Source organism: Enterobacter cloacae complex sp. IR53041, from assembly GCF_049238285.1.
Taxonomy (GTDB): Bacteria; Pseudomonadota; Gammaproteobacteria; order Enterobacterales; family Enterobacteriaceae; genus Enterobacter; species Enterobacter roggenkampii.
Genome location: NZ_JBMKHB010000015.1, coordinates 38,654 through 59,155, shown reverse-complemented (window position 1 = coordinate 59,155; position 20,502 = coordinate 38,654). Strand labels below are relative to the sequence as shown.

17 protein-coding genes are annotated in these 20,502 nt (G+C 58.1%); 8 read left to right on the top strand and 9 right to left on the bottom strand.

Features of this window, described 5'->3' with window-relative positions; all coding sequences use genetic code 11:
- The first annotated feature begins 3 nt into the window (after nucleotides 1-3).
- Entirely contained in the window at nucleotides 4-699 is a 696-nt protein-coding gene (gene ypfH, locus ACOTXF_RS12575) for an esterase (RefSeq protein WP_045417825.1), read from the top strand.
- Between the two features lie 38 nt (nucleotides 700-737).
- Here the strand turns inward: ypfH and ACOTXF_RS12570 are convergent, their stop codons facing one another.
- The 3 genes from ACOTXF_RS12570 to ACOTXF_RS12560 are packed head-to-tail and all read right to left on the bottom strand — an operon-like array spanning nucleotide 738 to nucleotide 2,448.
- Complete coding sequence (locus ACOTXF_RS12570) at nucleotides 738-935, bottom strand: YpfN family protein (RefSeq protein ID WP_008501627.1); 198 nt, start codon at nucleotides 933-935, stop codon at nucleotides 738-740.
- 24 nt (nucleotides 936-959) lie between these two features.
- The gene (gene dapE, locus ACOTXF_RS12565; RefSeq protein WP_008501626.1) at nucleotides 960-2,087 is read right to left on the bottom strand and encodes a succinyl-diaminopimelate desuccinylase; all 1,128 of its coding nucleotides are present in this window, start codon (nucleotides 2,085-2,087) and stop codon (nucleotides 960-962) included.
- A gap of 10 nt (nucleotides 2,088-2,097) precedes the next feature.
- Complete coding sequence (locus tag ACOTXF_RS12560; RefSeq protein ID WP_023294259.1) at nucleotides 2,098-2,448, bottom strand: ArsC family reductase; 351 nt, start codon at nucleotides 2,446-2,448, stop codon at nucleotides 2,098-2,100.
- Nucleotides 2,449-2,835: 387 nt separating this feature from the next.
- On the opposite strand from ACOTXF_RS12560, the gene ypfM reads away from it, so the two are divergent.
- Nucleotides 2,836-2,895, top strand: coding sequence for a protein YpfM (gene ypfM, locus ACOTXF_RS12555; RefSeq protein ID WP_015572204.1), 60 nt, complete (start codon nucleotides 2,836-2,838; stop codon nucleotides 2,893-2,895).
- A 109-nt stretch (nucleotides 2,896-3,004) separates the two neighbouring features.
- On the opposite strand, the gene acrD is transcribed toward ypfM, so the two are convergent.
- Nucleotides 3,005-6,118 (bottom strand): multidrug efflux RND transporter permease AcrD, encoded by a 3,114-nt coding sequence (gene acrD / locus ACOTXF_RS12550; protein WP_045351578.1) that lies wholly within the window; start codon nucleotides 6,116-6,118, stop codon nucleotides 3,005-3,007.
- Between the two features lie 142 nt (nucleotides 6,119-6,260).
- On the bottom strand, nucleotides 6,261-7,955 hold the full coding sequence (narQ, locus tag ACOTXF_RS12545; RefSeq protein ID WP_047745168.1) for a nitrate/nitrite two-component system sensor histidine kinase NarQ: 1,695 nt from the start codon (nucleotides 7,953-7,955) through the stop codon (nucleotides 6,261-6,263).
- 152 nt (nucleotides 7,956-8,107) lie between these two features.
- On the opposite strand from narQ, the gene aegA reads away from it, so the two are divergent.
- The 3 genes from aegA (at nucleotide 8,108) to ACOTXF_RS12530 (ending at nucleotide 11,892) form a co-directional block, all read left to right on the top strand.
- Nucleotides 8,108-10,087, top strand: a complete 1,980-nt coding sequence (aegA, locus tag ACOTXF_RS12540) for a formate-dependent uric acid utilization protein AegA (RefSeq protein ID WP_316937077.1) — start codon at nucleotides 8,108-8,110, stop codon at nucleotides 10,085-10,087.
- Between the two features lie 66 nt (nucleotides 10,088-10,153).
- The gene (nudK, locus tag ACOTXF_RS12535; RefSeq protein ID WP_025912781.1) at nucleotides 10,154-10,747 is read left to right on the top strand and encodes a GDP-mannose pyrophosphatase NudK; all 594 of its coding nucleotides are present in this window, start codon (nucleotides 10,154-10,156) and stop codon (nucleotides 10,745-10,747) included.
- 101 nt (nucleotides 10,748-10,848) lie between these two features.
- Nucleotides 10,849-11,892 (top strand): DUF1176 domain-containing protein, encoded by a 1,044-nt coding sequence (locus ACOTXF_RS12530; protein WP_047745167.1) that lies wholly within the window; start codon nucleotides 10,849-10,851, stop codon nucleotides 11,890-11,892.
- Nucleotides 11,893-11,988: 96 nt separating this feature from the next.
- Here ACOTXF_RS12530 and tkt read toward each other — a convergent pair whose 3' ends face one another.
- Together tkt and tal are read right to left on the bottom strand one after the other, a co-directional pair.
- Complete coding sequence (gene tkt / locus ACOTXF_RS12525) at nucleotides 11,989-13,977, bottom strand: transketolase (RefSeq protein ID WP_008501619.1); 1,989 nt, start codon at nucleotides 13,975-13,977, stop codon at nucleotides 11,989-11,991.
- Nucleotides 13,978-13,996: 19 nt separating this feature from the next.
- Nucleotides 13,997-14,947 (bottom strand): transaldolase, encoded by a 951-nt coding sequence (tal, locus tag ACOTXF_RS12520; RefSeq protein ID WP_008501618.1) that lies wholly within the window; start codon nucleotides 14,945-14,947, stop codon nucleotides 13,997-13,999.
- A 289-nt stretch (nucleotides 14,948-15,236) separates the two neighbouring features.
- Between tal and maeB the strand changes: the two genes are divergently transcribed.
- Complete coding sequence (gene maeB, locus ACOTXF_RS12515; protein WP_047745148.1) at nucleotides 15,237-17,516, top strand: NADP-dependent oxaloacetate-decarboxylating malate dehydrogenase; 2,280 nt, start codon at nucleotides 15,237-15,239, stop codon at nucleotides 17,514-17,516.
- A 78-nt stretch (nucleotides 17,517-17,594) separates the two neighbouring features.
- On the opposite strand, the gene hemF is transcribed toward maeB, so the two are convergent.
- The gene (gene hemF, locus ACOTXF_RS12510; RefSeq protein ID WP_047745147.1) at nucleotides 17,595-18,494 is read right to left on the bottom strand and encodes an oxygen-dependent coproporphyrinogen oxidase; all 900 of its coding nucleotides are present in this window, start codon (nucleotides 18,492-18,494) and stop codon (nucleotides 17,595-17,597) included.
- Nucleotides 18,494-19,369, bottom strand: a complete 876-nt coding sequence (gene amiA / locus ACOTXF_RS12505) for an N-acetylmuramoyl-L-alanine amidase AmiA (protein WP_008501615.1) — start codon at nucleotides 19,367-19,369, stop codon at nucleotides 18,494-18,496. The genes hemF and amiA overlap by 1 nt, the downstream gene beginning before the upstream one ends.
- Before the next feature lie 212 nt (nucleotides 19,370-19,581).
- On the opposite strand from amiA, the gene ACOTXF_RS12500 reads away from it, so the two are divergent.
- Entirely contained in the window at nucleotides 19,582-20,007 is a 426-nt protein-coding gene (locus ACOTXF_RS12500; RefSeq protein WP_008501614.1) for a GNAT family acetyltransferase, read from the top strand.
- The gene (locus ACOTXF_RS12495; protein ID WP_047745145.1) at nucleotides 19,994-20,434 is read left to right on the top strand and encodes a DUF2919 domain-containing protein; all 441 of its coding nucleotides are present in this window, start codon (nucleotides 19,994-19,996) and stop codon (nucleotides 20,432-20,434) included. The genes ACOTXF_RS12500 and ACOTXF_RS12495 overlap by 14 nt, the downstream gene beginning before the upstream one ends.
- Nucleotides 20,435-20,502 lie beyond the last annotated feature (68 nt).

Here is a 20,502-nt window from a genome sequence, read left to right as displayed (position 1 = left end):
ACCATGAAACATGACCATTTTGTTGTTCAAAGCCCTGACAAACCGGCTAAACAGTTACTGCTTCTGTTTCATGGGGTTGGCGATAATGCCGTCAATATGGGGCAGATTGGCAGCTGGTTTGCGCCCGTTTTCCCGGAAGCGCTGATTGTCAGCATCGGTGGCGTAGAGCCATGCGGCCCGAACGGGCGCCAGTGGTTCTCGGTTCAGGGCGTGACGGAAGAGAACCGTCAGGCGCGTATCGACGCCGTCATGCCGGCCTTTATCGACGTCATCCGTTACTGGCAGCAGCAGAGCGGCGTAGGAGCCGAAGCGACCGCGCTGATTGGCTTCTCGCAGGGGTCAATCATGTCGCTGGAAAGCGTAAAGGCGCAGCCGGGTCTGGTTTCACGGGTGATCGCCTTTAACGGCCGTTTTGCGACGTTACCGACAAGCGCAACCACGCAGACCACGATCCACTTAATCCACGGCGGTGAAGACCGGGTGATTGAGCTCTCGCATGCGGTTGCTGCCCAGGAAGCGCTGATGCGTGAGGGTGGGGATGTGACGCTGGATATCGTTGACGATCTGGGCCACGCCATTGACGACCGCAGCATGCAGTTTGCGCTTGACCATCTGCGCTATACCGTACCGAAGCACTACTTTGATGAAGCGCTCAGCGGCGGTAAGCCGGATAACGATGATATTGTTGAGTTTATGTGAGGTTATCCCCTCTCCACAGGAGAGGGGATACAGACCGGTTACTTCTTCTGATCCTTCTTCGGCCAGTCGTCGTCATCGTCCCACTTGTCGTTGAAATCACGGTGCGGGGGAAGATCCGGTTTGTTGGCGAGAAATTTTTTATGGTCCACGCGCTTAAGGTCTTTAATCACGTTAAGCAGTACGCCGACCAGAAAAACCAACACCAGAACCCACCAGTACTTTGAAAGCCAATCCATTCGCTATTCCTCTCAGAGCGTTCGTCAGGCGACGATTTGCTCCATAATACGTTGATACATACGGGCCAGCAGTTGTAAATCTGCCGCATTGACACACTCATTTATTTTATGAATGGTTGCGTTCACTGGCCCCAGTTCGACAACCTGAGCACCCATACGGGCGATAAAGCGTCCGTCTGAGGTACCACCCGTTGTCAGCAGCTGTGGCTTAATTTCATTATAGTGCTCGATGGCGTTCACCACCGCATCCACCAGTTTGCCACGCTGCGTCAGGAACGGCTGGCCGGAAAGCCACCACTCCACGGTGTAGCGCAGCTGATATTTTTCCAGCAGGGCGATAACGCGCGCCTTGATCATCTCATCGGTCAGCTCAGTGCTGAAGCGGAAGTTGAACTGGACGACGTAATCCCCCGGGATCACGTTATTGCTGCCGGTACCGGCCTTGACGTTTGCTATCTGCATGCTGGTCGGCGGGAAGAACTCGTTGCCCTTATCCCACTCAATCGCCACCAGCTCGCTCAGCATTGGCGCGGCGCGGTGGACCGGGTTATCGGCCAGATGCGGATAAGCGACGTGGCCCTGCACACCGTGAATGGTCAGGTTACAGGTCAGCGAGCCACGGCGTCCGTTTTTGACGACGTCACCCACCACTTCGGTGCTGGACGGCTCACCGACCAGGCAGTAGTCGAGACGCTCGTTGCGTGCCATCAGCGCTTCGACGACCTTCACGGTGCCGTTGTGCGCGCTGGCTTCTTCGTCGGAGGTGATCAAAAACGCGAGACGGTTTTTGTGGTTGGGATGCTGCGCCACAAAGCGCTCTGCCGCCACGACCATCGCCGCCAGAGAGCCTTTCATGTCTGCCGCGCCGCGACCAAACAGCATGCCATCGCGAATGGTCGGCTCAAACGGCGGGTTAATCCAGCGATCCGCGTCACCGGCGGGAACGACGTCAGTATGCCCGGCGAAGGCCAGCGTTTCGCCCTGTCCGCGCCACGCCCAGAAGTTCTGGGTATCGCCAAAGTCCATGCGTTCAACGGTAAAACCGATGGCACGCAGGCGTTCAATCATAAGAGCCTGACAACCTGCGTCGTCCGGGCTAAGGGAAGGACGGCGAATAAGCTGCTGAGTCAGCTCAATGACCGGGCATGACATAAACTACACCTCAACGAAAAAAGTCGGAATAAAGGGTTTCACTGAAACCCAGCAGCATAGGCTGCCCTGGCGCGCAGAGCAATGGGCGTTTGATAATTGCCGGCATCTCGAGCATCAGTTTTGCCGCGCTGTCGGCATCTTTGATGCTGGCGCGCAGAGAGTCGTCCAGTTTACGCCAGGTGGTACCGCGGGTGTTCAGCAGGGCTTCCCAGCCCAGTTCGCGAATAGCGCTATGCAGAAATTCTGCATCGAGCCCGTCGGCACGGTAATCGTGGAAGCGGTACTCCACGCTGTTAGCGTCCAGCCAGCGGCGGGCTTTTTTGATGGTGTCGCAATTTTTAATGCCGTACATCACAACCATGGTGAATCCTTTTGATGTTCTGATAATTAAATGTTCAGTAAATTCGAAGATATATCCTTAAGTGGAATATAACACATTCAGGAATTGTCTGGATTAATACGTCTTCTTAATTCGACTCACAACTGTACGCTGAATATTCTTTCATCATTTAAGCATAGATGTCCATTAACTTTAAAAATCCAATAAACTCAGCCAATAAAATAAAACTCACCCGTTCGTAGGGTTATTTCAAAATATTGCTGGCCGTCACAAAAAATTGAGGGCTCTCCGTTCATATTTATCATAAATCCCCGCAGGACGTAGGGTACAATCACAGCAATTGGTTAAATAGTCTTCACAATGATGGTACGTTTTTGTAGAATGCGCATAATAATAAGAGAGGTTGTTATGATTGAACGTGAACTGGGGAACTGGAAAGATTTTATCGAAGGTATGCTTCGTAAATGACATTCAGTAAGAATTGCAAGAGCACTAAAATAAGTAAAATAACCATAGTGTGAATTAATCACACAGTAAAAAGGCGGCCGATAAAGCCGCCTTTTTTTATTTCAACCACTTACTCAGGACGTTCCTTTAGCGGGAAGCGGCGACGCACCAGCACAAAGAACAGCGGAACGAAGTAAATGGCCAGGATGGTGGCCGAAATCATGCCGCCCATCACCCCCGTGCCGACGGCATGCTGGCTGCTGGAGCCTGCACCGGTGCTGGTCGCCATCGGCAGTACACCAAAAATAAACGCCAGCGAGGTCATCAGGATCGGACGCAGGCGCTGACGGCAGGCGTGCAGCGTGGCGGCCATCAGCTCGTGGCCTTTGGCATTCATCTCGTTGGCAAACTCAACGATCAGAATGGCGTTTTTCGCCGATAGCCCAATGACGGTGAGCAGGCCCACCTGGAAGTAGACATCGTTCTCCAGGCCGCGCATCCAGGTCGCGAGCAGCGCACCGATAACCCCAAGGGGCACGACCAGCATGACCGAGAACGGGACCGACCAGCTCTCATACAGGGCGGCAAGGCAGAGGAAGACCACCAGCAGCGAGAGCGCGTAAAGGGCGGGGGCCTGCGCCCCGGAGAGACGCTCCTGGTAAGACATTGCCGTCCACTCGAGACCAAAACCGGCGGGCAGCTGTTGCACCAGTTTTTCCATGGTGTCCATGGCGGTACCGGTGCTGACGCCCGGCGCGGCTTCCCCGACGATTTCAACCGCAGAATAGCCGTTATAGCGTTCCAGGCGTGGCGATCCGCTCTCCCAGTGCGAAGTCGCAAAGGCAGAGAACGGCACCATGCCGCCAGCATTATTTCTGACAAACCAGCGGTTAATATCATCCGGCAGCATGCGGAACGGCGCGGCGGACTGGACATACACTTTTTTCACGCGGCCGCGATCCATAAAGTCATTCACATAGCTCGACCCCCACGCCGTTTGCAGGGTGTCGTTGATATCGTTGATCGACACACCCAGCGCCTGCGCCTTACGCTGATCGATATCCACCTGAAGCTGCGGGCTGTCGTCGAGGCCGTTATGGCGAACGCGGGTCAGGCCGGGATCGTTGCCTGCCAGCGCTAACAGCTTATCGCGTGCCGCCATCAGCGCCGTGTGGCCCGCCCCGGCGTGATCCTGCAGCTCCATATCGAACCCGGCTGAACTGCCCAGGCCGCTTATCGCCGGCGGGCTGCTGGCAAAGACGCGCGCTTCTTTGATGTGCGCAAAGGCTTTTGTCGCACGTTCAATGATGGCAAACGAGGTGCCCGTCCGGGTATCGCGTTCGTCCCAGTCCTTCAGGCGGACAAACATGCGGGCAACGTTCTGCCCGTTTCCGCCCGGGCCGGAACCGACGGTGGAGAAGACCGAGACAACGTTATCTTTCTCTTTGGTGAAGAAGTACTGCTCCACTTTCTGCACCACTTTTAGCGTCTGCTGCTGCGTTGCGCCGCTCGGAAGCTGCACCGAGGTGGTGAACATCCCCCGGTCTTCCATCGGCAGGAACGAGGTGGGCAGGTGCAGGAACAGCCACACCATCCCGCCCAGCAGCACAACGTAAATCATCATCCAGCGCAGGCTGCGGTGCAGTACGCGACCCACGGCAGATTCATAGCGCGCGGCGTTGCGGTTGAACATCCGGTTAAACCAGCCGAAGAACCCTTTCTGCCCGTGATGCTCCCCTTTGTGCAGCGGTTTCAGAATGGTGGCGCACAGCGCGGGAGTGAGGATCAGCGCGACCAGCACGGAGAGCACCATCGCCGAGACGATGGTGATCGAGAACTGGCGGTAAATCGCCCCGGTGGTGCCGCCAAAGAAGGCCATCGGGATAAAGACGGCCGACAGCACCATCGCAATCCCGACCAGCGCCCCCTGAATTTGCCCCATGGACTTGCGCGTCGCCTGGCGCGGAGAGAGCCCTTCTTCGCTCATGATGCGCTCGACGTTTTCAACCACCACGATGGCATCATCCACCAGAAGGCCGATCGCCAGCACCATCGCAAACATCGTCAGGGTATTAATGCTGTACCCGAAGGCGTAAAGCACCGCAAAGGTCCCCAGCAGCACCACGGGGACGGCAATAGTGGGGATCAGCGTCGCGCGGAAATTTTGCAGGAACAGGTACATGACCAGGAACACCAGCGCGATGGCTTCCAGCAGGGTTTTCACCACGTCCTCAATCGACGCTTTAACGAAGGAGGTGGTTTCATAGGCGACTTTGTACTCCAGCCCGTGCGGGAAATACTGCGACAGCTCGTCCAGACGGTCTAACACCAGTTTCGCCGTCGCCATTTCGTTCGCGCCGGAGGCCAGTTTAATCCCCAGACCGGAAGCCTGATTGCCGTTAAAGCGGCTCAGGTAGTCGTATTTTTCGGCACCCATTTCCACCGTGGCGACATCGCCCAGACGCACTTCCGACCCGTCCTGATTCACGCGCAGGGTGATATTGCGGAACTGGTCCGGCGTCTGCAGCAGGGATTGCGAATTGATGGTGGCGTTCAGGGCTTGCTTATCAACGGAAGGCGTTCCCCCCAGTTGCCCCACGGCAATCTGGGCGTTCTGGGCTTTGATAGCATCCGTCACGTCGGTCGCCGTCATCTGGTAGCTGTTCAGCTTGTTGGGATCGAGCCAGATACGCATGGAGTACTGTGAGCCGTAGGCGTCGATATCCCCGACGCCGTTGATACGGCTGATGGGATCCTGAATATTACTGGCGACGTAGTCCGCGATGTCCTGTTTATCCATCGAGCCATCTGTTGAGACAAAGGCGATGGTCAATATGTTGGTATCGCCGGTTTTGCGCACGGTCACGCCCTGGTTTTGCACTGCCTGGGGCAGCTTGCGCATCGCCGACTGCAGCTGGTTTTGGACCTGCTGCACCGCTTCGTCCGGGTCGGTGCCCGCCTTAAAGCTCAGGGTCACCGTCGCCTGTCCCGTGGCGCTGCTTTGCGAGGACATGTACATCAGGTTATCCAGACCCGTCATGTTCTGCTCGATAACCTGCGTCACGGTATTTTCCAGCGTCTGTGCCGATGCGCCGGGGTAGTTTGCGGTGACGCGCACGTTCGGCGGTGCCAGGTCGGGGTATTGCTCAACGGGAAGTGAAGTAATCGCCAGGACACCTGTCAGACACAACAGGATGGCAAGCACCCAGGCAAAAATGGGGCGATCGATGAAAAAATTCGCCATGAAAGTGTGACCTCGTTTTGCTGCACGTCATTATTGTTTATTGCCCGCATAACTTTAGCGGTAAGGCCCAGGTCAAACGTGGAGAAATAAAGGAGATAGTGTAAATTATCATGCGCTTTTCCCTGCGCTTCCCTCTTTACCGTTATTTACCCGTTAACGGCGCGGGCGCCGGAAACGTCACGCTGACCAGCGTGCCGCCGTTTTGCGGCTGCGAGAAGTGCAGCACTCCTCCAAGCCGTTGCGCGCGTTCGCGCATAATGTTCAGACCGTAATGTCCCGGCGGCTCGCTGGCCTCGCCAATCCCGATGCCGTTGTCGCGAATGCTGACGCTGTGCGTACCGTCCGCTGCGGTCACGCAGCTCACGGTGATCTCGCTGGCCTGCGCGTGCTTAATGGCGTTCAACACCGCCTCACGCACGATCTGTAACAGGTGCACCTGCTTTTGCGCGTCGAGCGCCAGCGAGGAGAGGCGGCAGTCGAGATGCAGTTTCGCCTGCGTCTGGCTCTGCAGGGCATCGAGGGACTCCTGCAGCGCCGCGGGTAAATTCGCGTGGTTCAACGTCAGGCGGAAGGTGGTCAGCAGCTCGCGCAGTTGCTGCCAGGCATTGTTCAGCTCGCGGGAGAAGTCGGTGATAATGGCCTGCGCTTGGGTATTTTCTTCCGGCACGGCGCGTTTGAGCAGCGCAAGCTGAATGCGCAGATACGACAGCACCTGCGCCAGCGAATCGTGCAGCTCGCGGGCAATGGTGGCGCGCTCTTCCATCAGCAGCAGCTGCTGGTAATGCTTTTGCGCCTGGTTAAAGTACAGCCCGCGCCCGAGCATGGTCGCCACGCTTCTCATCAGCGGAAGGGGGACGCTATCCGCCTCGCTTTGCCAGCGCAGCTCGCCGTAGAGCGTGTCCTGCATCAGTACCGGCAGGTTTTGCAGAGGGATACCCTCAGCCTCCGTCCCTTCGCACAGCCGCCAGTCGTCGCTGGTGCGCAGTTCCAGATAATTCATCTGCGTATAGTCATGGACAATCTGCAGGATATGCCGGAAACAGTGGCTGTCTATCTGACCGGTATTGAGCGCCTGCGAGCACTTAAACAGCATGTCGAGCTGCTGGTGGGCTTCGTGCAGGTGCCGCGTCTTTTCCGCAACCGAGGCTTCGAGCGAACGGTAGAGTGTATCGAGCTCGGCTGACATGTGGTTAAAGGCGCGCGAAAGCTGGCCCAGCTCGTTCGGCAGGGCGCTATCCGGCGCAGGAGTGGCAAATTCGCCGCGCTCAATGCGTTCGCTGGCCGCCACCAGGTTATTCAGCGGCAGCACCACCTGACGACGGATGCGTCGCAGGGTAAACAGCGTCAGCAGCAGGATCCCGAGTGCGCCAGCCAGCGAGAGCAGGGTGACCGTTTGAATTTTATGTTCGGTGTAGTGCTGGAGGGCGAGCACAAAGGCATCAATGCGGCCCACAAAATCCTCAATATTGCGTTGGTACCACGCGCTGTCGCCGCGGGCGATATGCGCATCCATCTCCTGCCAGGCCACATGCAGCTGCTGATAGCGTGCTTTCACATTGTCCGGGACGTACCAGCGATCCAGCTTCTGCAGGGCAGGCGCGCCGAGCGTCTGTTGCCAGCTCTCGCGATGTGCCGCAAGGGACGGGCTGTTGCGCTGCATCTCGTAGCCCAGACGATAGCTCTGCATGCGCAGTGAGCCAGCGATGTTGATGGCTTCGGCATCGCGCTGGCTGCTGGCCAGCGTCAGCAACACGACGGTGCTGCTGAGTACGGATAGGGCAATGATCGAAAAGAAAGCCCAGGCAAGGCTTCCGGAAACGGGTCGTTTAACGGTCACAGAACGGCTCTCTGAATAAAATTGATCTGCCACAGGTTCACTGGAAATAATTGGGCGTTTCAGGCATTTGAACATTGCCCGAACGCACCGTGATGCGTAAATACCATACTCTTATAAAGAGAAAGGTTATTGAACCAAAAACAGGTGTGGTTATGAATCGTTTTATTATGGCTAACAGCCAGCAGTGCATTGGGTGTCGCGCCTGCGAAGTCGCCTGCGTGATGGCGCACAACGGTGAGCAGCATGCCCTGAGCGAGCGCCATTTTCATCCCCGTATCACGGTCCTGAGATCCGGCGAGAAGAGCCACCCCGTGACCTGTCATCATTGCGAAAATGCACCCTGCGCGCAAAGCTGCCCGAACGGCGCCATCAGCAAATGCGATGACAGCGTACAGGTGAATCAACAAAAATGCATCGGCTGTAAGGCCTGCGCGGTGGCCTGCCCGTTTGGCACGATGGAGATTATCGTCACTCCGCTCGACAATGGCAGCGTGAAGGCCTCGGCGAATAAATGCGACCTCTGTCTGACGCGTCCACACGGCCCGGCCTGTATCGAAAATTGCCCGGCGGATGTCCTCTCCCTGGCGACGCCTGCCGCGCTGGAAAACCTGGCGAAATCGCGCCGACAGCGCACTGCCTGCCTGGAGGCGCAGCCCTGGCATGGTGCCGAGGTCGTCAGCGTGGACGCGCCGCGTACCAAAATGCAGCAGATGCAAACGACCCCGCCCCGCGGCGAGCCCGACAAGCTGGCTGGCGCAGAGCGCGTGGGCCATTTTAACGAAATTTACCTGCCGTTCCGGGCCGAACAGGCCGCCCGCGAGGTGTCGCGCTGCCTGAAGTGCGGAGAGCACAGCATTTGCGAATGGACCTGCCCGCTGCACAACCACATCCCGCAGTGGATTGAGCGCCTCAACGCGGGGGATATCACCGGCGCGGCCGAGCTTTCTCATCAGACCAACTGTTTACCTGAAATTACCGGTCGCGTCTGCCCGCAGGACCGGTTATGCGAGGGAGCCTGCACGCTTCGTGACGCGGCGGGGGCCGTGACGATCGGCAACATCGAGCGCTACATCTCCGATCGGGCGCTGGCGATGGGCTGGCGGCCGGATATGTCCGCCGTCACGCCGTCAGGTAAACGTGTCGCGATTGTCGGCGCGGGGCCCGCCGGGCTGGCGTGCGCCGACGTGCTGGCGCGCCGCGGCGTGAGCGTGACGGTCTATGACCGGCATCCGGAGATCGGCGGTTTGCTGACCTTTGGCATCCCGGCATTTAAGCTCGATAAATCGCTGCTCGCGCGGCGCAGAGAGATCTTTACCGCGATGGGGATCCGCTTCGAGCTGAACTGCGAGGTGGGCCAGGACGTGTCGATGTCGCAGCTCAAGAGCGATTACGACGCCCTGTTTATTGGCGTGGGTACCTATCGTTCGATGAAGGCGGGTATCCCGAACGAGGATGCGCCAGGGGTCTACGACGCGCTGCCTTTCCTGGTGGGCAACACGCGGCATGTTATGGGGCTGGAGGCGACGGCCAGCGAGCCGTTCATCGACACCCGTGGCCTGAACGTAGTGGTGCTGGGCGGAGGCGATACCGCGATGGACTGCGTCCGCACGGCGTTACGTCACGGCGCGGCGACGGTCACCTGCGCCTATCGTCGGGATGAGGCCAACATGCCGGGCTCGAAGAAAGAGGTGCAGAACGCCAGAGAAGAGGGGGCCGCGTTTGAGTTTAACGTCCAGCCTGTTGAGCTGACGCTGGATCCGAACGGTAAGGTCAACGGTATCCGGATGCTGCGTACCGCGCTCGGTGAGCCGGATGCGCAGGGGCGTCGTCGGCCCGTTCCGGTGGCGGGCAGCGAGTTTGTGATGGCCGCGGATGCAGTCATCATGGCGTTTGGCTTTAATCCGCACGCGATGCCGTGGCTGCAGGCGCAGGGTGTCGAAACGGATGACTGGGGGCGGATCGTGGCCTCGGTCGAGAGCCGCTACCGCTATCAGACAACCAACCCGCAGATCTTCGCCGGGGGCGATGCGGTACGCGGCGCGGATCTGGTCGTCACCGCGATGGCGGAAGGGCGTCATGCCGCGCAGGGGATACTCGACTGGCTGGGAGTTGATGTACCACAACATCATTAATCCGGCGGACGACAAAGCGGGATTCACGGCGTAGTATAGGACGACTCATTGTGCCGTGGAGCCCGTATGACCCTGAAAATTGACGTTATCAAAGACAAAATTCTCTCTGAAAACTACTTTGTCCTGCGTAACATCACCTATGATCTTACACGTAACAACGGTGAAGTGATCCGCCACAAGCGCGAGGTCTATGACCGTGGTAACGGAGCAACCATTCTGCTCTATAACCGTGAAAAGCAGAGCGTGGTGCTGATCCGTCAGTTCAGGGTGGCAACATGGGTCAATGGCAATCCTGACGGACGTCTGATTGAAACCTGCGCGGGCCTGCTCGATGACGATGAGCCGGAAGTCTGCATCCGCAAAGAGGCCGTCGAAGAGACCGGCTTTGAAGTGGGCGAGGTCAAAAAGGTCTTCGAGCTGTACATGTCCCCGGGCGGCGTGACGGAAATTGTCCATTTCTTCATTGCTGAATACAGCGACGCACAGCGCACGCACCGGGGCGGTGGCGTAGAGGATGAAGATATCGACGTGCTGGAGCTTCCTTTTGCCCGAGCGCTGGAGATGGTGCGTTCAGGCGAAATCAGGGATGGTAAAGCGGTGATATTGCTGCAGTATTTACAGACAACCGGGCTGATGAACACCCCTTTCGAACGGATATAGCCTGTTTTTCAGGTATATCTGATAAATCCGATTGAGCAACCCCGGCGGGAACACGAAGATACTGCCCTGTTATGCGTTTTCGTTCCGGGATTGTGTCATTCATGCGCTACAGCGTCTTTTTATTTTCCCTGTTTTGTGTGCTCCTCGCGCCGCAGGTGCGGGCTGCACCCGCGCAGCAAGCCTTCTCTGACTGGCAGGTGACCTGCAATAACCAGAACTTTTGCCTTGCCCGCAACACGGGCGAACACCGCGGTCTGGTCATGACGCTCACCCGGAGCGCCGGGGCGAAAACGGATGCCACGCTGCGTATCGATCTCGGCGGGCTTGATACGCCTTCCGTGAAAGAGCCTGAGATTGCCCCCCGGCTGCTGCTGGATAATATTCCCCTGAAGCTCGAAAAACAGCGCTGGCAGCTCACCCCCTGGCATCTAAAAACGGACGATGCGGCCACCATCACCGCCTTTCTGAAAAACATCCAGGAAGGAAAAGCCCTGACTCTGCGAGGCGGTAAGCAGGTGATTTCACTGGCCGGTCTGAAAGCCGCGCTGCTGTTCATTGATGCCCAGCAAAAGCGCGTTGGCAGCGAAACCGCGTGGATCAAGAAAGGTGACGATCCGCCGTTAAGCGTGCCGCCCGCACCTGCCCTGAAAAAGGTGGCGATCGTTAATCCTACCCCAACACCGCTTTCCCACGCTGAACTGAACGATCTGCTGGATTATGGTACCGGCAGGATGAACAGCAGCCAGTGTTCGCTGGATCCTAACCGTCGCGAAGTGCGCGTCACCGCGTTAACCGATGACAAAGCGCTGCTGATCGTCAGCTGCGAGGCGGGGGCCTATAACACGGTCGATCTGGCGTGGCTGGTGTCACGTAAAAAACCGTTCTCTGCCCGCAGCGTGAGGCTGCGTCTGCCGTTTACGCCGTCAAGCGACAGCAGCGAAATCGAGTTGATGAACGCCAGCTTTGATGAAAAGACGCGCGAACTGACCACGCTCTCGCTGGGGCGCGGTATGGGGGATTGTGGGATCCAGACGCGCTGGCGGTTTGACGGCCAGCGTTTCCGCCTGGTGCGTTATGCCGAAGAGCCGAGCTGCGATAACTGGAACGGGCCTGACGCCTGGCCCACGCTGTGGATCACGCGGTAGCTTTTTGCCGGGTGGCGCTGTCGCTTACCCGGCCTACGGTTTGGTGGTTTTGTAGGCCGGGTAAGGCGTAGCCGCCACCCGGCAACGCAGATCGCACTAAATCACGCTCAGCGCCTTCTCTACCACGTTCTCAACGGTAAAGCCAAAGTACGGGAACAGCTTGTCGGCAGGGGCGGACTCACCGTAGCCCCGCATCCCAACAATCGCCCCTTTGAGCCCGACATACTTGTACCAGTAGTCGGCAATACCGGCCTCCACCGCCACGCGCGCCGCGACGTTAGAGGGCAGCACCGATTCCCGGTACGCCTCGTCCTGGGCGTCAAAGATATCCGTGGAAGGCAGGGACACCACGCGCACCGCGTGGCCTTCGGCGGTCAGTTTTTCCGCCGCTTTCACCGTGATTTCCACCTCGGAACCGGTCGCAATCAGGATCACGTCCGGCTTGCCGCCGCTGTCTTTCAGGATGTAGCCGCCGCGGGCAATGTTTTTCACCTGCTCCGGCGTGCGCTCAATCTGCGTCAGGTTCTGGCGTGACAGGATCAGCGCCGTCGGGCCGTTATGGCGTTCTACCGCCAGCTTCCAGCCCACTGCCGCTTCGACCTGATCGCAGGGGCGCCAGGTGCTGAAGTTGGGCGTTAAACGCAGGCTCGCCAGCTGTTCAACCGCCTGGTGGGTGGGGCCGTCTTCTCCCAGACCGATGGAGTCGTGGGTATAGACCATAATCTGCCGCGCCTTCATCAGCGCTGCCATGCGCGCCGCGTTACGGGCGTACTCGACGAACATCAGGAAGGTGGCGGTGTAGGGCACGAAGCCGCCGTGGTGGGCGATGCCGTTGGCGATCGCGGTCATCCCGAACTCGCGCACGCCGTAGTGGATATAGTTCCCGGCAATATCCTCTTTCAGCGATTTCGAGCCCGACCAGATGGTCAGGTTACTCGGTGCCAGGTCCGCCGAGCCGCCCAGCAGCTCAGGAAGGAGAGGGCCAATCGCATTCAGGGTGTTTTGCGACGCCTTACGGGTGGCGATTTTTGCCGGGTTGGACTGCAGGTTTTCAATCAGCGCCTGGGTTTTATCGTCCCAGTCCTCCGGCAGACCGCCGCTCATGCGCCGGGAAAACTCGGCGGCCAGTTCCGGGTACGCTTTTTTGTAGGCGGCAAATTTCTCGTTCCAGGCCTGCTGGGCTTTCTCACCGTCTTCACGGGCATCCCACGCCCGGTAGATCTCTTTCGGGATTTCAAACGGCGGGTACTTCCAGCCCAGCTTCTGCCGGGTCAGCGCCACTTCTTCGTCACCCAGCGCCGCGCCGTGCGCCTCTTCTTTACCCGCCTTGTTCGGCGAGCCGAAGCCGATAACCGTGCGGCAGATAATCAGGGACGGTTTGTCCTTCACGCTCTGCGCTTCCTGAATCGCTTTTTTCACCGCCTCAGGATCGTGGCCGTCGATCTCGTGCACCACGTGCCAGTGGTAGGCCTCGAAGCGTTTTGCCGTGTCGTCGGTGAACCAGCCCTCGGTTTCCCCGTCGATGGAGATGCCGTTGTGATCGTAGAACCCGATCAGCTTGCCGAGCCCCAGGGTGCCCGCCAGGGAACAGACCTCATGGGAGATCCCCTCCATCAGACAGCCGTCACCCATAAACACGTAGGTGTAGTGATCGACAATCTCGTGGTCCGGCTGGTTGAACTGTGCCGCCAGCGTACGCTCGGCAATCGCCAGCCCGACCGCATTTGCCAGCCCCTGACCGAGCGGCCCGGTGGTGGTCTCCACGCCCGGCGTATAGCCAATCTCCGGGTGCCCCGGGGTTTTGGAGTGCAGCTGGCGGAAGTTTTTCAGCTCCTCAAGCGGCAGATCGTAACCGGACAGGTGCAGCAGGCTGTAAAGCAGCATCGAGGCGTGGCCGTTGGAGAGAATAAAGCGGTCACGATCGTACCAGGTGGGATCGTTAGGGTTGTGCTTCAGGAAGTCGTTCCACAGGACTTCGGCAATATCGGCCATGCCCATCGGTGCGCCGGGATGGCCAGAATTGGCTTTCTGCACGGCATCCATGCTGAGGGCGCGGATGGCATTGGCGAGCTCTTTACGGGACATAGTTCACTCCGTGGCAAGGTTAAAGTTTGGCAGCGAGAAGATCTTCAAGTTTGCGCTGGTCGACGGCGAACAGGCGGATACCTTCCGCCAGTTTTTCCACGGCCATGGCGTCCTGATTGTGCTCCCAGCGGAATTCGGCTTCGGTCATGGCTTTCGGTTTTGGCAGAACGGTAGAGGTGGGGATCAGCTTGCGGATGACCGTCTCTTCTTTGTCCTGTAGCTCCTGGAGCAGGTTAGGGGAGATGGTCAGGCGGTCGCAGCCCGCCAGGGCGAGGATCTGCTCGGTACGGCGGAAGCTGGCCCCCATCACGATGGTTTCGTAGCGATGCTGCTTGTAGTAGTCGTAGATATTGCGCACCGATTTCACGCCCGGGTCCTCATCCACCACGTACGGATCCATCGGCTGTTTCGCCTGGTACCAGTCGTAGATGCGGCCAACAAACGGTGACACCAGGAACACGCCCGCTTCGGCACAGGCGCGCGCCTGGGCAAAGGAGAACAGCAGCGTCAGGTTGCAGTGAATTCCCTCTTTTTCCAGCACCTCTGCCGCGCGGATGCCTTCCCAGGTCGACGCCAGCTTGATCAGAATGCGTGATTTATCGATCCCCTGCTCCTGGTAGAGTTCCACCAGGCGGCGAGCCTTGTTGATGCTCTTTTCTTTATCGAACGAGAGGCGTGCGTCAACTTCAGTCGAGACGCGCCCCGGAATGCTTTTAAGAATTTCCGCACCAAAATTAACTGCCAGCTTGTCGCTGGCTTCGGCGACCTGCTGCTCCTGCGTCTTCCCGCGCTGTTTTCCGTAGGCAATGGCGTCATCAATCAGATGACTAAAATGGGTAAGCCCGGCTGCCTTGAGCAGTAGCGAAGGGTTGGTGGTCGCATCCTCCGGCTGATAGTGGCGAATCGACTCGATATCGCCGCTGTCTGCCACCACCGTGGTGAATTGTTTGATGCCGTCTAGCTGGTTCATAAATGATTACTCCTTGGAAATAAAAGCGTTAGCTGAGTGCGTTAGTTCACACTTCTGAGAAAATCATGATGGACTTAACAAAAAAGCATAGCAGACGGGGGAGGCATTGCTTTTGAGACGGGTAACATGGCTGTTATAAATTGATAACAATTTTTAATGTGTGATGGTGAGAGTTTGGCAGCCTTCAAAGTTTAGGAGGCGGCCTGAGGCGATACTAGGCGGCACACCAGGGTGTGCAACCGGATCGTTTTCGTCACCCTTTTGACCGATACGTGAAAGGAAAAATAAGATGGATGAGCAGTTGAAACAGAGTGCCCTCGATTTTCACGAGTTCCCTGTCCCGGGCAAAATTCAGGTCTCCCCAACCAAGCCGCTGGCGACACAGCGCGATCTGGCGCTGGCCTACTCCCCGGGCGTGGCGGCCCCGTGTCTGGAAATCGAAAAAGATCCGCTGGCGGCCTATAAATACACCGCGCGCGGCAACCTTGTTGCCGTGATCTCTAACGGCACGGCGGTACTGGGGCTCGGTAACATCGGCGCGCTGGCCGGTAAGCCGGTGATGGAAGGCAAGGGGGTGCTGTTCAAGAAATTCGCCGGTATCGACGTGTTTGATATCGAGGTGGACGAGCTCGATCCTGACAAATTCATCAACGTGGTGGCCGCGCTGGAGCCGACCTTCGGCGGGATCAACCTGGAAGACATCAAAGCGCCGGAATGTTTCTATATCGAGCAGAAGCTGCGCGAGCGTATGAACATTCCCGTGTTCCATGACGACCAGCACGGAACGGCCATTATCAGCACCGCCGCCATTCTCAACGGCCTGCGCGTGGTAGAGAAAAATCTCTCCGACGTGCGCATGGTGGTCTCCGGCGCTGGCGCCGCGGCCATCGCCTGTATGAACCTGCTGGTGGCGCTGGGGATGCAGAAACACAACATTGTGGTCTGCGACTCCAAAGGGGTGATTTACAAAGATCGCGAGCCGAACATGGCGGAAACCAAAGCGGCGTATGCGGTAGAAGACGACGGCAAGCGCACGCTTGAGGACGTGATTGACGGCGCGGATATCTTCCTCGGCTGCTCGGGTCCGAAAGTGCTGACCCAGGAGATGGTGAAGAAGATGGCGCGCGCGCCAATGATCCTGGCCCTGGCGAACCCTGAGCCGGAAATTCTGCCGCCGCTGGCGAAAGCGGTGCGTGATGACGCCATTATCTGCACCGGGCGTTCCGACTACCCGAACCAGGTGAACAACGTGCTCTGCTTCCCGTTCATCTTCCGCGGCGCGCTGGACGTCGGCGCGACGGCGATCAACGAAGAGATGAAGCTGGCCGCGGTGCACGCCATTGCGGAGCTGGCCCACGCCGAGCAGAGTGAAGTGGTTGCCTCAGCCTATGGCGATCAGGATCTGAGCTTTGGCCCGGACTACATCATTCCAAAACCGTTCGACCCGCGTCTGATTGTCAAAATTGCCCCTGCGGTGGCAAAAGCGGCGATGGATTCCGGCGTGGCGACGCGTCCGATTGAAGACTTCGACGCTTACGTCGATAAACTCACCGAGTTTGTCTATAAAACGAACCTGTTCATGAAGCCGATCTTCTCTCAGGCGCGCGCCGACGCCAAGCGCGTGGTGCTGGCGGAAGGGGAAGAGGCGCGCGTGCTGCACGCCACTCAGGAGCTGATCACCTTAGGCCTGGCGAAGCCGATTCTGATTGGTCGTCCAAGCGTGATCGAAATGCGTATCCAGAAGCTGGGCCTGCAGATTAAGCCGGGCGTCGACTTCGAGATCGTTAACAACGAATCCGATCCGCGCTTCAAAGAGTACTGGAGCGAATACTACGCGATCATGAAACGCCGGGGGATCACCCAGGAGCAGGCGCAGAAAGCCGTCATCAGCAACACGACGGTAATCGGCGCGATCATGGTCCATCGCGGCGAGGCGGATGCGCTGATCTGCGGCACCATCGGCGATTACCACGAGCACTTTAGCGTGGTGCAGGAGATCTTCGGCTATCGCGACGGCGTGCACACCGCCGGGGCGATGAACGCCCTGCTGCTGCCAAGCGGCAACACCTTTATTGCCGATACCTACGTTAACGACGATCCCACCCCGGACGAGCTGGCGGAGATCACCGTGATGGCCGCCGAGACCGTGCGTCGCTTTGGTATCGAACCGAAGGTGGCGCTGCTGTCGCACTCTAACTTTGGTTCGTCTAAATCCGCGGCGGCGTGCAAAATGCGTGAGACGCTGGCGCTGGTGCGCGAGCGCGCGCCGGAGCTGATGATTGACGGGGAAATGCACGGCGATGCGGCGCTGGTGGAGAGCATCCGTAACGAACGTATGCCTGACAGCCCGCTGAAAGGATCGGCAAACATCCTTATTATGCCGAACGTGGAGGCGGCGCGTATCAGCTACAACCTGCTGCGCGTCTCCAGCTCTGAAGGGGTGACCGTAGGACCGGTGCTGATGGGCGTGGCGAAGCCGGTGCATGTGTTAACGCCGATTGCCTCCGTGCGCCGTATCGTGAATATGGTGGCGCTGGCGGTGGTTGAGGCGCAGACGCAGCCGCTGTAAACATGCAAAGTCGGGGGCGCGTTCGCTTACCCGACCTACGGTTGGAGTAGGCCGGATAAGCGCAGCGCCATCCGGCAGTTAAACCCAGTCGCGTACTTTAAGAAACTCGCTCAAGGCAGCCTCCGGGCTGCCTTCTTTTGGCTCGTAGCCGTACTCCCAGCGCACCAGCGGCGGCATCGACATCAGAATCGACTCCGTGCGCCCGCCGGTCTGCAGGCCGAACAGCGTCCCGCGATCCCACACCAGGTTGAACTCCACGTAGCGCCCACGGCGGTAAAGCTGGAATTCACGCTCGCGCACGCCGTAGTCGGTATTTTTACGGCGTTCGACAATCGGCAGGTACGCGTCGGTATAGCCTTCGCCCACCGCGCGCATAAAGCTAAATGCGGTATCAAAATCAGGCGTGTTGAGATCGTCAAAGAACAGCCCGCCGATGCCGCGCTGCTCGTCGCGGTGCTTCAGGTAAAAGTAGTCATCGCACCACTTTTTAAAATTCGGGTAAATGTCTTCGCCAAACGGCAGGCAAAGATCCCGCGCGGTGGTGTGCCAGTGCACGGCATCCTCTTCGAAGCCGTAGTAGGGCGTCATGTCGAAACCGCCGCCAAACCACCAGACCGGATCGGCCCCCGCTTTTTCCGCAATGAAAAAGCGCACGTTGGCGTGGCTGGTCGGCACAAACGGATTGTGCGGATGCACCACCAGCGAAACGCCCATCGCTTCGAAGCTGCGGCCCGCCAGCTCAGGACGGTGTGCCGTCGCAGACGCGGGCATCGCGTCGCCATGAACGTGGGAAAAATTCACGCCCGCCTGTTCGAAGATGCCGCCGTTACGCAGCACGCGGCTACGCCCGCCGCCGCCGGCTTCGCGCTGCCAGTTGTCTTCCTGAAATTCTCCGCCGTCAGCGGCGGCCAGTTTCTGGCAAATTTCGTCCTGCAGCTGCAGCAGGAAGGTTTTGACCAGTTGAGCATTGGGTTTCATCAGCGTTTCCTGGAGTGCGCTTTTTGGTTATCAAACCAGTTGAAGTAACTGATAATGCCGGAGGCGATGGCGTTGGCGATCTTCTGACGAAACGCCGTGGTGCCGAGGAGTCGCTCCTCTTCCGGGTTGGTAATGAACGAAGTTTCCACCAGCACGGACGGGATAGACGGTGATTTCAACACCACAAACGCCGCCTGTTCGGTGCTCCTGCTGTGCAGGCGATGCACTGGCTTAATCTTCTTCAGGATGTGCGAGCCGAGCGTCAGGCTGTTTTTGATCGTATCCGTCTGCACGAGGTCGAACAGCACCTGCTGTAGCAGGTGGTCTTTGTCGGTGGCTTTTTTCCCGGCGACTTCATCCGCCCGGTTTTCGCGGTCGGAGAGGTATTTTGCCATGGCGCTACTGGCGCCGCGGTTGGACAGCGCAAAAACCGAGGCACCGGCGGCAGACGGGTTGGTAAAGCCGTCCGCGTGAATCGACATAAACAGATCCGCCCCGTGCTGGTGGGCGATCTCTACGCGATCGTACAACGGAATAAAGGTGTCGCCAGAGCGCGTCAGACGCGCGTCAATGCCGTTGCTGCGTAAAATCGCCCGCACATTTTTTGCAATCGCCAGCACGACGTGTTTTTCTTTCGACCCGTTTTTGCCGATGGCGCCGGTATCAATACCGCCGTGGCCCGGGTCGAGCATCACCAGGCGCTTTGCGCCCGGCTTTTTGGTTTTCGGTTTGCTGTGTCCGTTACTGGTTTTAAGCGTGCTCTCGTCTTTTGCCTGAGCCTGCTTTGCGATGCCCGTTAACGTTAAGGCCGCCAGCCCCGCTTTGAGAACCTGACGACGCGATGTGAGTGCTTTTAATGGTTTGAATGTGCTCATGCGGCCTGAATACTAAAAAATGGGGTCCTGGTGTTATATCGTATCGCGTTTAGCGTTACGACAGTCCTTATTGAGAATTGTTTTACTTTTCATTTCAATACGTGACAAAGTGACATTATGCCAAATTTTGGCGAGATTTTCCCCGGTTATTGGCTAAAGGCGTGGTTCGCGCCATAATCACTGTTTTTAAACCCGAAAAGGCGGTTAATACCATGGAGATACGCGTTTTTCGCCAGGAAGATTTCGAAGAGGTGATCACCCTTTGGGAGCGCTGCGATCTGCTGCGTCCGTGGAACGATCCGGAAATGGATATCGAACGTAAGGTGAATCACGACGTCAGTCTGTTTCTGGTTGCGGAAGTCAATGGCGAGGTTGTGGGGACGGTGATGGGCGGTTATGACGGCCATCGCGGCTCGGCCTATTATCTGGGCGTCCATCCGGAATACCGTGGTCGCGGTATTGCCAATGCGCTGCTCAACCGGCTCGAGAAGAAGCTGATCGCCCGCGGCTGTCCGAAAATCCAGATCATGGTGCGGGAAGATAACGACGTGGTGCTGGGCATGTATGAACGCCTGGGCTACGTACACGCTGACGTGCTGAATTTAGGAAAGCGTCTAATCGAAGATGAAGAGTACTGAGATCCATCCGGCAGATTATGACGCGCAGGGTCGCGTCAGGCTGCCCTTTTTATTCTGGTGCGTTCTGCTGCTTCAGGCCCGCACCTGGGTGCTGTTTGTGATGGCCGCCGCGTCGCGCGGACAGGGCGACACGCTGCTAAATCTCTTTTATCCCGATCACGATGCCTTCTGGCTCGGCTTGCTGCCGGGCGTACCAGCGGTGGTGGCTTTCTTGTGCAGCGGTCGGCGGCACGTAATCCCGCGCTTGTGGCGCGCGCTTCGCGGGCTGCTGATCCTTGCCCAAATTGCGCTGCTCTTCTGGCAGCCGGTACTCTGGTGGTACGGTGAACCGCTGACGGGCATCGGCGTTGCGCTGGTGGTTGCCGATATCGTGGCGCTGCTGTGGCTGCTGACCAACCCGCGTCTTCGCGCCTGTTTTGTGCCTTAGGATGATTAATCCGGCACTTTTTGCCGATGTCGCACTCCAACAAGCGTTGATTTAACACGTAAGGACGT